This is a genomic window from Qipengyuania nanhaisediminis (assembly GCF_045862805.1).
GTDB classification, from domain to species: Bacteria; Pseudomonadota; Alphaproteobacteria; order Sphingomonadales; family Sphingomonadaceae; genus Erythrobacter; species Erythrobacter nanhaisediminis_A.
Genome location: NZ_AP025760.1, coordinates 453,418 through 467,960, shown reverse-complemented (window position 1 = coordinate 467,960; position 14,543 = coordinate 453,418). Strand labels below are relative to the sequence as shown.

General features: G+C 67.2%; 14 protein-coding genes. 4 read left to right on the top strand and 10 right to left on the bottom strand.

What is annotated here, in order from left to right; translation table 11 throughout:
- Positions 1-108 precede the first annotated feature (108 nt).
- From ACKTSM_RS02340 to ACKTSM_RS02330, 3 genes are read left to right on the top strand one after another with little or no spacing between them, the layout of a single operon-like run.
- Positions 109-1,506 carry an amidohydrolase gene (locus ACKTSM_RS02340; protein ID WP_407875539.1) on the top strand — a complete coding sequence of 466 codons (1,398 nt, stop codon included), beginning with the start codon at positions 109-111 and terminating at the stop codon, positions 1,504-1,506.
- Positions 1,503-2,813, top strand: a complete 1,311-nt coding sequence (locus ACKTSM_RS02335; protein WP_407875538.1) for an amidohydrolase family protein — start codon at positions 1,503-1,505, stop codon at positions 2,811-2,813. The genes ACKTSM_RS02340 and ACKTSM_RS02335 overlap by 4 nt, the downstream gene beginning before the upstream one ends.
- Entirely contained in the window at positions 2,810-3,340 is a 531-nt protein-coding gene (locus ACKTSM_RS02330) for an FKBP-type peptidyl-prolyl cis-trans isomerase (protein WP_407875537.1), read from the top strand. The genes ACKTSM_RS02335 and ACKTSM_RS02330 overlap by 4 nt, the downstream gene beginning before the upstream one ends.
- Here ACKTSM_RS02330 and ACKTSM_RS02325 read toward each other — a convergent pair.
- The 9 genes from ACKTSM_RS02325 to rpe form a co-directional block, all read right to left on the bottom strand.
- On the bottom strand, positions 3,306-4,163 hold the full coding sequence (locus ACKTSM_RS02325) for an alpha/beta hydrolase (RefSeq protein WP_407875536.1): 858 nt from the start codon (positions 4,161-4,163) through the stop codon (positions 3,306-3,308). The genes ACKTSM_RS02330 and ACKTSM_RS02325 overlap by 35 nt on opposite strands.
- Positions 4,160-4,957, bottom strand: coding sequence for a crotonase/enoyl-CoA hydratase family protein (locus ACKTSM_RS02320; protein ID WP_407875535.1), 798 nt, complete (start codon positions 4,955-4,957; stop codon positions 4,160-4,162). Before ACKTSM_RS02320 ends, ACKTSM_RS02325 begins: the two co-directional genes overlap by 4 nt.
- Positions 4,958-5,010: 53 nt before the next feature.
- A complete protein-coding gene (gene dxs, locus ACKTSM_RS02315; protein WP_407875534.1) occupies positions 5,011-6,933 on the bottom strand; it encodes a 1-deoxy-D-xylulose-5-phosphate synthase in 1,923 nt (640 codons plus the stop codon).
- A gap of 91 nt (positions 6,934-7,024) precedes the next feature.
- Positions 7,025-7,492 (bottom strand): Fur family transcriptional regulator, encoded by a 468-nt coding sequence (locus tag ACKTSM_RS02310; protein WP_407875533.1) that lies wholly within the window; start codon positions 7,490-7,492, stop codon positions 7,025-7,027.
- A 49-nt stretch (positions 7,493-7,541) separates the two neighbouring features.
- On the bottom strand, positions 7,542-8,222 hold the full coding sequence (msrA, locus tag ACKTSM_RS02305; RefSeq protein ID WP_407875532.1) for a peptide-methionine (S)-S-oxide reductase MsrA: 681 nt from the start codon (positions 8,220-8,222) through the stop codon (positions 7,542-7,544).
- Positions 8,219-8,410, bottom strand: coding sequence for a hypothetical protein (locus tag ACKTSM_RS02300; protein ID WP_407875531.1), 192 nt, complete (start codon positions 8,408-8,410; stop codon positions 8,219-8,221). Before ACKTSM_RS02300 ends, msrA begins: the two co-directional genes overlap by 4 nt.
- Positions 8,411-8,618: 208 nt before the next feature.
- Complete coding sequence (gene purH, locus ACKTSM_RS02295) at positions 8,619-10,238, bottom strand: bifunctional phosphoribosylaminoimidazolecarboxamide formyltransferase/IMP cyclohydrolase (protein WP_407875530.1); 1,620 nt, start codon at positions 10,236-10,238, stop codon at positions 8,619-8,621.
- Between the two features lie 8 nt (positions 10,239-10,246).
- The gene (locus ACKTSM_RS02290; protein WP_407875529.1) at positions 10,247-12,124 is read right to left on the bottom strand and encodes a heparinase II/III family protein; all 1,878 of its coding nucleotides are present in this window, start codon (positions 12,122-12,124) and stop codon (positions 10,247-10,249) included.
- Positions 12,124-12,783, bottom strand: a complete 660-nt coding sequence (rpe, locus tag ACKTSM_RS02285; RefSeq protein ID WP_407875528.1) for a ribulose-phosphate 3-epimerase — start codon at positions 12,781-12,783, stop codon at positions 12,124-12,126. Before rpe ends, ACKTSM_RS02290 begins: the two co-directional genes overlap by 1 nt.
- Before the next feature lie 286 nt (positions 12,784-13,069).
- Between rpe and ACKTSM_RS02280 the strand changes: the two genes are divergently transcribed.
- Positions 13,070-13,609, top strand: coding sequence for a DUF2141 domain-containing protein (locus tag ACKTSM_RS02280; RefSeq protein ID WP_407875527.1), 540 nt, complete (start codon positions 13,070-13,072; stop codon positions 13,607-13,609).
- A 6-nt stretch (positions 13,610-13,615) separates the two neighbouring features.
- On the opposite strand, the gene ACKTSM_RS02275 is transcribed toward ACKTSM_RS02280, so the two are convergent.
- The gene (locus ACKTSM_RS02275; RefSeq protein ID WP_407875526.1) at positions 13,616-14,524 is read right to left on the bottom strand and encodes a hypothetical protein; all 909 of its coding nucleotides are present in this window, start codon (positions 14,522-14,524) and stop codon (positions 13,616-13,618) included.
- Positions 14,525-14,543: the final 19 nt, after the last annotated feature.

Below are 14,543 nucleotides of genomic sequence, written 5' to 3'. Positions count from 1 at the left end.
GACCTGCCAATACCGGACAAGTGGCCGGCGCGCCGTGATTGGCGCGCCGGCCCACCGGAACCCAAAGCGAACGATCCAGACGCGAACGAACCGATCGGGGGGACAACCATGATCACCAGAAGCTCCATCGCAGCTATCGGCGCGCTCGCGCTTGCAGGCTGCGCCACGACTGGCACGTCCAGCGCAGATGCCGCGGGCGAAAGCCCCGATTATGCCGCGCTCGAACCGATGGGCGAGGATGCCGCAGGCCCTTTCCCCTCGACCTACACACCCTATCCCGGTCGCCCGACCGCGCTTGTCGGCGCGACGATCTATGACGGCACCGGAGCGATGGTCGAGGGCGGCACCGTCCTGTTCCGCGATGGCAAGGTCATCGCGCTCGGAGATGCGAGCCTTTCGACCGAAGGCTACGATGTCGTCGATGCGCGCGGCAAGTTCGTGACCCCCGGCATCATCGACATCCACTCGCATCTCGGCGACTACCCCACCCCCAGCGTCGCCGCGCACAGCGATGGTAACGAGGCGACCAGCCCCACCACGCCCGAGGTCTGGGCCGAACATTCGGTCTGGCCGCAGGACCCGGGCTTTTCGCGTGCGCTCGCCAATGGCGGGGTAACGAGCCTGCAGATCCTCCCCGGTTCGGCAAACCTGATGGGTGGCCGCTCGGTGACTCTCAAGAACGTGCCCTCGCGCACAGTGCAGGGGATGAAATTCCCCGGCGCGCCCTACGGCTTCAAGATGGCCTGCGGCGAGAACCCCAAGCGGGTCTATGGCGGGCGGGGCCGGATGCCCTCGACGCGGATGGGCAATTTCGCGGTCAACCGCCAGACTTGGCTCGACGCGATCGACTATGCCAACAACGAGGACGCCGATCGCGACCTCGCCAAGGAAACGCTGGTCGGCGTGCTCGACGGCGAAATCCTCGTTCACAACCATTGCTACCGCGCCGACGAGATGGCGCTGGTGATGGATATGGCCAAGGAGATGGGATACCGCGTCTCTGCCTTCCACCACGCGGTCGAGGCCTACAAGATCGGCGACCTGCTGCGCGAAAACGGCGTGTGCAGCGCGATCTGGGCCGACTGGTACGGCTTCAAGATGGAAGCCTATGACGGCATCCTCGAAAACGCCGCCTTCCTCCAGCGCGAAGGCGCCTGCGTCGTCATCCACTCCGACAGCGAGAACGACATCCAGCGCCTCAACCAGGAAGCCGCCAAGGCGCAAGCCGCCGGCGCACGGGCGGGCATCGCGATCGATGATGCGACGGTGATCGGCTGGATCACGCTCAACGCGGCCAGGGCGATGGGCATCGACGAGATGACCGGCAGCCTCGAGCCTGGCAAGATGGCCGACGTGGTGCTGTGGAACGGCGATCCGCTTTCGGTCTATTCGCGGCCCGAGCGGGTCTGGGTCGACGGCGCGTTGCTCTATGATGCAAACGATCGCCGCCGCCGTCCGGTGAGCGATTTCGAGCTCGGCCAGCCCGGCGAGGGAGACGTGAAATGAAGCGCCTGCTGACACTCGCCGCAAGCGCCATCGCGCTCGCCTCCGCCCCTGCCGCCGCGCAGGACATCGCCATCACGAATGCCACCCTCGCCCTTGGCGATGGAAGCGAGCCGATCGAGAATGCCACCGTCGTCGTGCGCGGCGGCCAGGTCGTCGCGGCGGGCGCAGATATTGCGGTCCCGGGCGGCATGACGGCGATCGATGCGGGCAATGGCTGGGTCACGCCCGGCCTGTTCGCCATGCCCACGACGCTCGGCCTGTGGGACGTGGGCGCGGTCAGCGAGAGCAACGACACCCGCGCTGGCGGCGCGCCGTTCAGCGCCTCGCTCGATGTCGCGCCGATCGTCAATCCCGGCTCGCAGCACATCCTCGTCAGCCGCAGCTACGGCATCACCCGCGCCGCGACGACGATGATCCCCTCGGGCTCGATCTTCGGCGGACAGGGCGCGATCATCGATCTCGATGGCGATGCAAATCCGGTGATGCGTCCGCGCGCCTTCCAGATGGTCGCGCTGGGCGAACGCGGGGGCAGTCTTGCAGGCGGAAGCCGCGCATCCTCCTTCGTGCTGCTGCGCGCAGCCTTGCGCGAAGCGCGCGCGCTGTCGGGCCAGCGCGGCACGCCGCAGACCACCGAAATCACGATCGATGACGGCGTGCTCCTGGGTCGCTTCGATGCCGAGGCGCTGGTCCCGGTGCTCGACGGCACGCAGAAGCTCTATGTCGCGGTCGACCGGGCCGCCGATATCCGCAGCGTGCTTGCGCTGGGGGACGAGTTCGCGGGGCTCGACATCGTGCTGGTCGGCGCGGGCGAAGGCTGGATGGTAGCGAATGAAATCGCCGCAGCCGGCGTGCCGGTGATCGCCGACGCGCTCGACGACCTGCCCGAAAGCTTCGAAGTTCTCGCCGCGACGCAGAGCAATGTCGGGCGCATGATGCGCGCCGGCGTGCAAGTGGCGATCAGCGCAAATTCGGGCACCAATCCGCGCAACATGCCGCAAGCCGCGGGCAATCTCGTCGCCTTGCAGCGTATTCCCGGCGCCAGCGGGCTGAGCTGGGGCGAGGCGTTTGCCGCGATCAGCTCGGTGCCGGCCGCGATCGCCGGATATGACGGCCGCGCGGGCGTGCTCGCACCGGGGGCGCTGGGCGATGTGGTGATCTGGGACGGCGACCCGCTCGAGGTCGGATCGGTGCCCACCCGCGTCTTCATCGGCGGGGTCGAGCAGGACCTCACCAACCACCAGAGCCGTCTGCGGACCCGCTATCGCGATCTCGACGAGAGCGACCTGCCAAAGGCGTATGACTGGTGAGGCATCTGTTCGCCAGCGCGCTCGCCGCGTGCCTTCTTGCAGGCTCGGCTCACGCTGAACCGCACGAGGAAGCCAGCGCAGATGCCGAAGCCGCAGCCGCTGCCGAAGCCGTAGCCGCTGCCGAGGCCGAGCGCGCCTATCACAATGCGCAGCAGGCCTATCTCTCGGGCCTGATGGCCGATGATGGCTGGTACACGATGGAAGGCGGGTTGCGCTGGCGCTATCTCGAATATCGCGGGACGGGCGAGCAGCCGAGCGCCTCCGACACGGTGACGGTCCATTACGAGGGGCGCTTTACCGACGGCGCAGTGTTCGACAGCTCGTATGAGCGCGGCGAGCCTGCGACCTTCCCGCTCTCGGGCCTGATCACCGCCTGGGAACTGGCGATCCCGCAAATGCGGGTGGGCGAGACGATCGAACTCGCCGCGCCTGCCACCCTCGCCTACGGCCCGCGCGGGCGCGGCCCCATACCGGGCGGGGCGACGCTGGTGTTCAAGGTCGAATTGCTGGGGATCGAGGGGCGCTGACCCGCCCCTGACGCGCGAGCGCGAGGATCCAGTCGCGCCGCGCTTCCTGCGAGCGCCGTTCGAAAGACAGCGCGTGACCCGACCCGGCAAAGGACTGGAACCGTCCATCGGGCGCGGCAGCGGCAAGCGCGCGGCCATGGTCATCGCCGATCAGCGTGTCGGCATCGCCGTGCTGGACGAGCACCGGCATCTCCAGCGCGGCGATCCTGGCGCGGTTGTCGTAACTCTCCCTCACCAATAGGCGCGCGGGCAGCCACCACAGCTTGTCGCCCGCCGCATCGCGCAGGCTCTTGAACGGCGCGACAAGGACGAGGCCAGCGGGCCTTGCTCCTGAACGCTCCATCACGCCGGCAATCTCGACAGCGACGCCCGCCCCGATCGAATTGCCCATCACCACGATCTCTTCGGGAGCGATGCCGCGCTCTTCGAGAAAGCGCAGCGCCGCCGAGCCATCGCGGTAGAACCCTGCTTCCGAAGGCGTGCCCGGATTGCCGCCATAGCCGCGATATTCGACCAGCAGCGCACCGATCCCCGCCTCGACCGACGCGCCGTTCGACACGCTCGCTCCCTGCAAAGTCCCGCCATTGCCGTGGAAATAGAGCAATGTGGGAAGGCCCGGCTGCGCCTCGCGGTAGAAGGCGCGCAAGGCGAGCCCGTCCCCGGTCTGCAAGCGCACCTCCTCATATCCCGGGGTGAGCGGGGCGGGCACTTGCGGCGCGGGATAGATGAAGCGCGACTGGAAGATCGCCAGGATCACGGTCGTCGCCAGATAGGCGACCGCGACCGCGACCAGCAGCTTGAAGGCGGGCTGTGCCAGGCTCACTTCCCGGTAAAGCGCGCCTCGCGCTTTTCGATTAGCGCGGCGACACCTTCGGCATGGTCTTCTGTTGCGTGCATCATCGCCTGCGTGTTGGCCGCCAGTTCGAGCGCGGTGTCGTAGCTGATCTCGGTGCCCTTGCGCAGCAGCATCTTGGTCTGGCGCAGCGCATTGGGCGGCATGAGGGTGATCTTCCGGGCGAGAGCGCGCGCCTCGTCCAGCAGCGCATCATGCGGCACGACCCGGCTGACCAGCCCCCAGCCGCGCGCGGTTTCGGCATCGATAACGTCGCCGGTGAAGAACATCTCGGCCGCGCGGCTCATGCCGATCACGCGCGGCAGGATCCAGGTGCCCCCGTCGCCCGGGATGATGCCGAGCTTGAGGAAGGTCACCCCGAACTTCGCCTTGTCGCTGGCGATGCGGACATCGGCGAGACAAGCGACGTCGCAGCCCAGCCCGATCGCCGGGCCGTTGACCGCCGCGATCACCGGCACGCGCAGGGTGTGAAGCGCGCGCAGCATCCGGTGGATGTTGTCGCGATAGCCGTCAGCGATCGCCGGCGGGGTGCCGCCGAACGTGCCTGACTTGTCGCGCATCGCCTTGATATCGCCGCCGGCGCTGAAGGCGCGCCCCGCCCCTGTCAGGATAACGCAGCGCACCCCGGCATCGGCATTGATCGCATCGCAGGCCTCGGCAAAGGCCTCGCCATCGCCCGGCGTGCCGAGCGGGTTCATGCTCTCGGCGCGGTCGATGGTGAGCGTGGTGACTGGGCCGTCTTCGGCAATATCGAGCAAGGGCATGGGCATGGCCCTAGCCGAGCCTGACACGCTTCGCCAGCGCGCGCAGGATCAAGTCAGGCGCGCGCCTCTTCGACATTGGCGCTGTTGTGCTTGAGTGCCTTGAGCACGGTGTCGACGATCTGCGGCGCGTTGAGGCCCGCCTCGTCATATTGCCTGTCGGGCGCGTCGTGGTCCTGGAAGATGTCGGGCAGGCGCATGGTGCGCACCTTGAGCCCGTTATCGGTCAGCCCTTCATCGCTGGCAAAAGTCAGCACATGCGCGCCGAGCCCGCCGATCGCGCCCTCTTCCACGGTCACGATCACCTCGTGGGTGCGCATCAGCCGTTCGATCAGATCGGTGTCGAGAGGCTTGGCAAAGCGCATGTCGGCAACCGTTGTCGACAATCCCTTGGCCTCGAGCGTGTCAGCGGCTTTCTTCGCCTCTTCGAGCCGCGCGCCAAGCGAGAGGATCGCGACCTTGCTGCCTTCGCGCACCACGCGGCCCTTGCCGATTTCGAGCTTCTGCGGCGTCTCGGGCAACGGCACGCCGACCCCGCTTCCGCGCGGATAGCGAAAGGCGATCGGCCCCTCGTCATATTCGGCCGCGGTATAGGTCATGTGGACCAGTTCGGCCTCGTCGGCGGCAGCCATCACCACCATGTTCGGCAAGGTTGCAAGGTAGGTGATGTCGAAACTGCCGGCATGGGTGCAGCCATCGGCGCCGACCAGCCCGGCCCGGTCGATCGCGAAGCGCACCGGCAGGTTCTGGATCGCGACATCGTGGACGACCTGGTCATAGGCACGCTGGAGGAAAGTCGAATAGATCGCCGCGAAAGGCCGCATCCCCTCGGCGGCGAGCCCGGCGGCGAAGGTGACGCCGTGCTGTTCGGCGATACCGACATCGAAGCTGCGTTCGGGATGGCGCTTGGCAAAGCGATCGACCCCGGTGCCCGAAGGCATCGCCGCGGTGATCGCGCAGATGCGGCTGTCGGTCTCGGCAAGGTCGGCAAGCGTGTCGCCGAAGACGTTCTGGTAAGCGGGCGGTCCGCTCGCGCCCTTGGCCTTCTCGCCGGTGACGACATCGAACTTGGGCACGCCGTGATACTTGTCGGCGGCTTCCTCGGCGAACTTGTAACCCTTGCCCTTTTGCGTGACCACGTGGATCAGCACCGGGCCTTCGGAGGTGTCGCGCACGTTTTCGAGCACCGGGATCAGGTGGTCGAGATTGTGCCCGTCGATCGGCCCGACATAATAGAAGCCCAGCTCCTCGAACAGGGTCCCGCCGGTGACCATGCCGCGCGTGTATTCCTCTGCCTTGCGCATCGAATCATGCATCCGGCGGCTCATCTTCTTGATCGCGCGGCTCGCGAGGCTGCGAAGACCGAGATATTCGCTCGAGGAGACCATCCGCGCCAGATAGGCCGACAGCCCGCCGACCGGCGGAGCGATCGACATGTCGTTGTCGTTGAGGATCACCACCAGCCGGTTTCCGGCCTGGGCAGCATTGTTCATCGCCTCGTAGGCCATGCCGGCGCTCATCGCGCCGTCGCCGATCACCGCGATGCCGCGTCCGGGCCGGTCGTTGAGCTTGTTCGCCATGGCAAAGCCCAGCGCAGCCGAGATCGAGGTCGAGGAATGCGCCGCGCCGAAGGGATCGTATTCGCTCTCCGAACGCTTGGTGAAGCCCGACAGCCCGCCGCCCTGGCGCAGGGTGCGGATCCGGTCGCGGCGCCCGGTGATGATCTTGTGCGGATAACACTGGTGGCCGACATCCCAGACCAGCTTGTCCTCGGGCGTGTTAAAGACATAGTGGATCGCGACGGTCAGCTCGACCACGCCGAGCCCCGATCCCAGGTGGCCGCCCGAGACGCTGACCGCGTCGATCATCTCCGCGCGCAGTTCGTCGGACAATTGCCGGAGCTGATCGGGTTCGAGCTTGCGCAGCTCGTCGGGAGTGGGAACCTGGTCGAGAAGAGGGGTATCGGGGGTTTCACGCATGGCTGGTGGCCCTACACCTTTGAAACTGAACTGTCGATAAACGGCTTGTCGTGCGTAGAGAACGGTTCACCGCTATCGCGCTTCGTTGCGTTCAAACACATGCCGAGCACAGCCCGCGGATTTCGAGCACCGGGCGTTCGGCCTTGAAATCGCGGCGCTTGGCCAGCGCGCGGACCGAGCGGCTGACCTCCTCGTCATCGACATGGCTGGCCTCGCCGCATTCGTCGCAGACAAGGAAGATGCAATCGTGCTGGCAGCCCGGATGGGTGTTGGCGAGGAAGGCATTGGCGCTTTCGACCCGGAGCGCGAGATTGTTCGACACGAACAGGTCGAGAATGCGGTAGATCGAATTGGGAGCGACCCTCTTGCCGCGCTCGCGCGAGAGGTTGTCGGCGATGTCATAGGCCGATGCCGGGCGTTCGTGGCGGGCAAGCTCGGTGAACACCGCCTCGCGCATGCTGGTCCATTGTTCGCCCGATGCCGTGAGCGCAGCGCGCGCGGCTGCGACGAGGTCTTCGCCCGAATGTTCGTGATGGGTGTGGGATGGTGCGCTTGCCATGGCGGCCGATATAATGCGCCCGCTGCAAAAGCGCCAGCACCCGCGCCCCTCAGCCGTCGCTCAGGAACTCGGCCCGGTAATCGCTGGGGAACATGCGGCGCAGGGCGGCAACCTTGGGCGCGTCCCAGCGCCGGATATAGCCGTGGCGCGGGTTCTTGCGCATGAAGTCCTGGTGATAGCGTTCCGCCGGATAGAAGGTGCGCTGGCGTTCGATCCGGGTAACGATCGGGCGCTGCCACACGCCCGAGGCATCCATCTGCGCGAGAAAAGCGCGCGCCACGGCGCGCTGTTCGTCGCTCGTCGGGATCAGCGCGCTGCGATAATGCGCGCCGATATCGGGCCCCTGGCGGTTGCGCTGGGTCGGGTCGGCGACGACCGAGAAGAAGATCCGCAAAAGCTCGTCATAGCGGATGATGTAGGGATCGTAGGTGATCCTCACCGCCTCTGCATGGCGGGTGCCGCCTGCGGTGATGCGGGAATAGGTCGCGGTGGCGGCCGAACCGCCGTGATAGCCGCTGACAGCGGACTTGACCCCGCGCACGTGGCTGAACACGGCCTCGACGCCCCAGAAACATCCACCGGCAAAGATCGCGGTCTTGAGCCCTGCGCCTTCCTTTGCGATCCGCTCCGGCGCGGGAGCGTTCACCGGCTGGTCGAGCGCGAAGGCCGGCGACGGGCCTGCCCCCATTGCCAGCGCGAGCGCGGCAGCAAGGGCGAGCGGACGGATCATCCGGCCTCGTCGAGCGGGGCGATGGTGAAGGCACCGGCGCTTTGCGGCGCCTTGGCAGGCTGGGCAGCATGGGCGGGCGCTTCGAACCCGCCTTCGGACTGGCCCAATGCCGTCACGCCCACGACCATTGCACCGGCGGCAAAGCCGATGGCGAAATTGCGATAGAGGTCGGGGGTAAAGAGGGCCATTTCGTGTCTCGTGTCTGTCTTGTTAATCCTGGTCAGGCGTTTTCTTAACAAAAGCCGCTTTCGGAAAAATGAACATCGGCGACGCTTGCGCGGTGCATGCGCTTATTCGTGGCTCAGCTGCGACAAGTTACGCCGCAACGCTGCGAACGGATGCAGGATTTCGCAAAGTCGCTAACGGCGGGGGCGAGACTGCGCCCCCGCGCGCCGGTCAGTGGCGGAAGTGCCGCATCCCGGTGAAGACCATGGCCAGCCCGGCCTCGTCGGCCGCCGCGATCACTTCTTCGTCGCGGATCGAACCGCCCGGCTGGATCACCGCGCTCGCGCCCGCTTCGGCAGCGGCCAGCAGGCCGTCGGCAAAGGGGAAGAACGCGTCCGATGCCACCGCGCTGCCCACGGTGCGCGGCTCGGCCCATTCATAGGTCTCGGCGGCTTCCTTCGCCTTGATCGCGGCGATCCGCGCCGAATCGCGGCGGTTCATCTGGCCTGCGCCGATCCCGGCGGTGACGCCGTCCCTGGCATAGACGATCGCGTTCGACTTGACGTGGCGCGCGACGGTCCATGCGAACAGGCAATCGGCCAGTTCCCGGGCGCTCGGCTCGCGCTTGGTCACGACCTTGAGATCGCTTTCGGAAACCGCGCCATTGTCGCGGCCCTGGATCAGCATCCCGCCGGCAATCGTCTTCATCGCGAAACCGCCGCGGCGCGGATCGGGCATGCTGCCGCATTCGAGCAGGCGCAGGTTCTTCTTCCTCGCGAACACCTCGCGCGCCTCGGCGCTGACCTTGGGCGCGATCACGACCTCGGTGAAGATGCTAGCGATCGCTTCGGCGGTCGCTCCGTCGAGCTCGGTGTTGACCGCGACGATCCCGCCAAAGGCCGAGACGCTGTCGCATTGCAGCGCGCCGTTCCAGGCATCGAGCAGCGAGCCGCCCTGCGCGACGCCGCAAGGATTGGCGTGCTTGACGATCACCACCGCCGGATCGCCCCCGGCGAATTCCGCCGCGAGTTCGAGCGCGGCATCGGCATCATTGAGATTGTTGTAGCTGAGTGCCTTGCCCTGCAATTGCTCGGCCTGCGGCACCCCGCCCGCGGTCGCCTGCGGGACATAGATCGCCGCCTGCTGGTGCGGGTTCTCGCCATAGCGCAGCACGTCGGATCGCTTGAACGCCATCGGCAGCGTCTCGACGAACGGGGTCGCCTGCAAGGCTTCCGGCCCGAGCTCGTTCGAGAACGCATCGGCAAAGGCGAACCAGTTGGCGATCGCCGCGTCATAGGCGGCGGTGCGGGCATAGGCCTTGCCCGCCATGCGGATGCGGAAGGCCTGGCTGGTCGCGTCGTCATGCTCCTCCATCTCGCTCACCAGCGCATCGTAATCGGCCGGGTCGGTGAGGATGGTGACGAAACCGTGGTTCTTGGCTGCAGAGCGCACCATCGAAGGCCCGCCAATATCGATATTCTCGATCACCTCGGCGCGTTCGGCGCCCTTGGCGACGGTCTGTTCGAACGGATAGAGATTGACCACGACGAGATCGATCGCGCCAATGTCGTGCGCGTCCATCGCGGCAAGGTGATCGTCATTGTCGCGCAAGGCGAGCAGCCCGCCATGGACCTTGGGGTGGAGCGTCTTGACCCGCCCGTCCATCATCTCGGGAAAGCCGGTCAGGTCGGAGACGTCGCGCACCTCGAGGCCGGCATCGCGCAAGGCGCGCGCAGTGCCGCCGGTGCTGACCAGCTCGACCCCGCGCGCCGCCAGCGCCTTGCCGAGCTGCGCCAAGCCGGTCTTGTCGGACACCGAGAGGAGCGCCCGCCTGATCGTCGTCGAAGTCATTTTCGTGCCTATCCCATTTTCTTGAGGAGCCAGCTGAACTGCCCCCCGCCGCGCGAGGTCAGCCCCTCTATCACCAATTGCTCGGTTGCGTGAGGGCGGCCTTCGCCGTCGACCCAAAGGCTGTCCTCGATCGAGAGCTTTACCTCGCCGCTGCCATCGCCGCTATCGCCGCGCAGGCGGAATTGCCACAGGCTGTCATCGGGAGCGAGCAGGCTGGCCCCGCGCCTGTCCTCGGACAGATGCGCCTCGACCCCGCGGCCGAGGTGGAACCGGATCGCGAAGCCGACCTTGCCGCGCTTGCCCTTGCGGCTGACCGGAAGCAGCAGGTCGTCGCCTGCCAGCTCGCTGCCATCGCTGCGCAGGGTGAGCATCCGCCGGTGCGTGAGCCCGAAGCGCGCCGCATAGCCATCGTGGCTGGCCTCGATCCGGGTCGCCTCGGCGCCCGAGCGCTGGATCAGGCGGCGCTCGACCTCGACCGTCTCGGCCCCGCGTCCGAGCTTGCCGTGAAGCAGCACCGCGGTCGAATTGGCATTGTCGAGCACGAGGGTCGAATGTGCCGCGGTGGCGCGCAGCGCCTGGCCGATGCGCGCAGGCACCTGGCCGCCGGCAAGTGCCGCTCCGCCGCAATTGACGATGATCCGCGCCGCGCCGTCGGACATCTCGAAGGCGAGCGTCGAGGCGCAGCCGCAGCGCGTGTGCCGCGCGCGCGGCGGCGGTCCGGCATCGAACTGGACCACGGTCTTGCCGCCTCGCAGCCGCTGGTATCCCCAGTGCTGCGGCTCGGCGAGCGGACGGGTGCGGATGCCGGTGGCAGCGATCAGCGCGGCGACCTCGTCGGCGGCAATCGCGCCCTGCCCCTGCCAGCTGCCAAGCGCACCGTCGCCGTGCTTGAGCGCGAGCAGCGGCGGCACAAGGAGCTCTCGCATCACCACCAGCGCATCGGGCAGGTCGCGCCCTGCCGCCTCGTAGCAGGCGATGAGATCTGTGAGCACGCGGATCGCGGACATCTGCGCCTCGGGGCACCGCGCGAGCATTCCGCCATCCTCGGCGACCATTTCGCCCAGTGCGTGGATCAGCGAGGCCTCGCCATAGAGCCTGCGCGGCTTGCCTTCGGGAAGCAGCAGGCCGGCGGCGGTGACAGCGGCCCAGCCGCATACCTGGCCCAGCCCGGCACCCTCGCGGCGCGCCTTGCGGTCGAGCCAGTGCGCGGTCTTCTCGATCGCGGCAAGCAGGCGCGGCTTGAGCGTTCCGTCCTGTCCGGCAAGGACCAGCGGCGCGTGGACCAGCCACGCCATCAGCCTGAGCCCTGCATTCTCCACCTCCCAGGCCGGTCCCCTGGCAGGTTCGGGATTGGCATCGAGCCACAAGGCGGTGATCCGTTCGGCGAGCGCAATGCAATCCTCGCGCGGCGCGCATGAGGCGAGATCGCGCAGCCAGGCAAAGCTGTGGACCTTGCGCTCGAGACCGGGTCCGAGCCTCGCCCCGCTTTCGTAATCCACCGCGCCGATCGGCTGCTTGACCCCGTGAACGAGGAAATGTCCGGCGCGCAGCGCGATCCCCGCCGCGCGGTCGCCGGTGACCGGGCTTTCGACCGTCGCCAGCACCCGCACCGGCGACGGGCGGCGAAACGGCGATGCCAGCGCATGGCCGGGCACGCCGAGCCGGTAAGCCAGCCGGATGAGCGTCTCGCCCGGCCTTGCGCGCGGGGCGATCACGTCGGTGAGCGCGAGCGCGCGGGCGGTCTCGGGCTTGGCGGGAATGTCGGCCGCTTCTTCCGGTTCGGTGCGCTGCGGTTCGCTGCCGGGACCCAGTGCGAGGGTCGGCTCATCGGGTTCGATCGGCTCGAACTCGGCCTCGACCGGCTCGTTTGAAAACAGGCTCGCCATCAGCTCTCGCCCTTCAGCGCGGCGATATTGGCGGCATAGCGATCCGGCCCGCCCTTGAAGGTAGCAGACCCGGCCACCAGCACGTCGGCCCCTGCCTCGATGCACAGCCTTGCGGTCTCGGGATTGACCCCGCCATCGACCTCAAGATGGATTTCGCGCCCGGTCGCATCGATCATCGACCGGATGCGGCGGATCTTGTCGAGCTGCGAGTGGATGAAGCTCTGCCCGCCAAAGCCGGGATTGACGCTCATCACCAGCACCAGGTCGACCATGTCCATGACATTGTCGAGCACTTCGACAGGGGTGCCCGGATTGATCACCGCGCCCGCCTTCTTGCCGAGCGCGCGGATCGCCTGGAGCGTGCGGTGGATATGCGGACCGGCCTCGGGATGGACGGTGAGGATATCGGCGCCCGCTTCGGCGAAATCTTCAAGGTAGCGGTCGACCGGCGAGATCATCAGGTGGACATCGAAGGGCTTGTCGCTATGCGGCCGAAGCGCTTTGACGACAGCCGGGCCGATCGTGATATTGGGCACGAAATGACCGTCCATCACGTCGATGTGGATCCAGTCGGCGCCCGCCTCATCGACGGCGCGCACCTCTTCCCCGAGACGCGCGAAGTCGGCAGACAGGATCGAAGGCGAGATCAGTGCAGGCATGGGTTCGCGTGGCCTTTGGCGTGGCGGTTTCCTTGCACCCCGCCATACGCCACGGGCGAATCGCCCAGCAATGCCTTGTCTCGGGGTTTTCCCCGTTGTTGGAGCGCGCGGCCGGTCGCGAGAGCGCGCGGCAGGGGTGAGCAGGGCGCTCAAACCGACCAGTTCAGCCGCAATTCAGCACGTCTGTGCCAAATCCATGCCATATTCTTGCGGGAGCCGATTGCACCCCGCAGGCCAAATGCCCCACATCTTGTGCGGGGTTCACTCTTTCGACAGGCAGGAATTCATGGCTTTGACTTCGCGCTCCAAGACGCTGACCTGCGCGCTCGCTGCGAGCGGCGCGCTGGCGCTCGGCCTTTCGGCTGCCGATCCGGCGCCTGCCGCGGCGCAGGCTTCGAGCAAGAGCGATTACCGCAACATCATCGCCAACAACATGCGCGCCTGCGCACCCGGTGCGGGCCCCGCGATCCGGGTGACGATCAATGGCGTCAAGGCGTCACGCGGGACGATCCGCGCGCAGGTCTATAACGGCACCAGCGCAGAATGGCTCGAGACGGGCAAGTGGCTCAACCGCATCGAATTGCCCGCGCGGGCCGGGCGGATGACGGTGTGCCTGCCGGTGCCCGCCCGCGGCTCCTACGCCGTCGCGGTGCGTCACGACGTCAACGGCAATGGCAGCACTGACCTGCGCAGCGATGGCGGGGCGATGTCGAACAACCCCTCGATCAACATCTTCAATCTCGGCAAGCCCGGGGTCGACAAGACCCGCTTCGCCGTCGGCGATGGCGTGCGCGCGATCGCAGTGACGATGAAATACATGAACTGATCGCGCCTAGCTGCGCTTGTTGCGGCGGTGCTTTCTGAGCGCCCACAGCACGCCGGGCGCTGCGAGGATCGGGTGCCTTTCCCGAAACGGCGTCACTTCGACCGGCATGCCGGTGTGGCGCTCGACCTTCCATGCCGCATATCGCGCCGCGCCCTCGAACGTGGTGCTGGCCTTCAGGAGCCGCAACACGTTGAGCGGCTTTCCCAGCCGGCACCGACGGTTCCACCACGCGATGATCCGCCTGCGCTCATGGGCTGACAGGCTGGGCGTGATCCGCTCGCCATCAGTGCTGTGGGCGATTCCCCCCGCATCGAGCGCGAGCGGCAGAAGCCCGTCGAAATGCGCTTCGTTGACCGCGAGGATATCGTTCTCGCGCCCCGCCTTCTCGACCCGGAACTCGGCCTTGTAGGTGGCGCGGAACAGCGCCTGCCAATAATCGCGCGCCGTGCCGGTCCCGGGACCGAGCGCCGCGGCAAGCCGCGCGGCGGTGATCGCTGCTGCGCCGATTGCGGCGATGACGCGGTCGCGCGCGCCCTCGCTCGCATGCCAAACCAGCGCACAAGGCTGGACGAAGCGCGCCCAGATCGTCGTATCGGCTCGCGCGCCCGAGGCCGCCTCGGCAAAGGTCGAGAGCGCCATGGTCGCAACCTTGGCGCGCAGCACTTTTCCGTCATGCTCGCGCTCGTGATAGCTCACCAGCGGCCAGATTTTCTCGCGCTGCTCGCCGGGCAAGAGGACGTAGAAATCGAGCACCCCGTCGAGCGATCCGGTGCGCAGGTTCGACCCGTAGAACAGCACCGCCTCGGCTCCCGCATCGCGCGCCAGCTTTTCGGCAAATGCCGCGACAGCCGGATCGATCGCGGCATCGAGCCGCGCGGCGATGCGCGTCGACAGGGGCGATGAGGAATGGGCCATGGGCAAGGGCGAAGGCTGC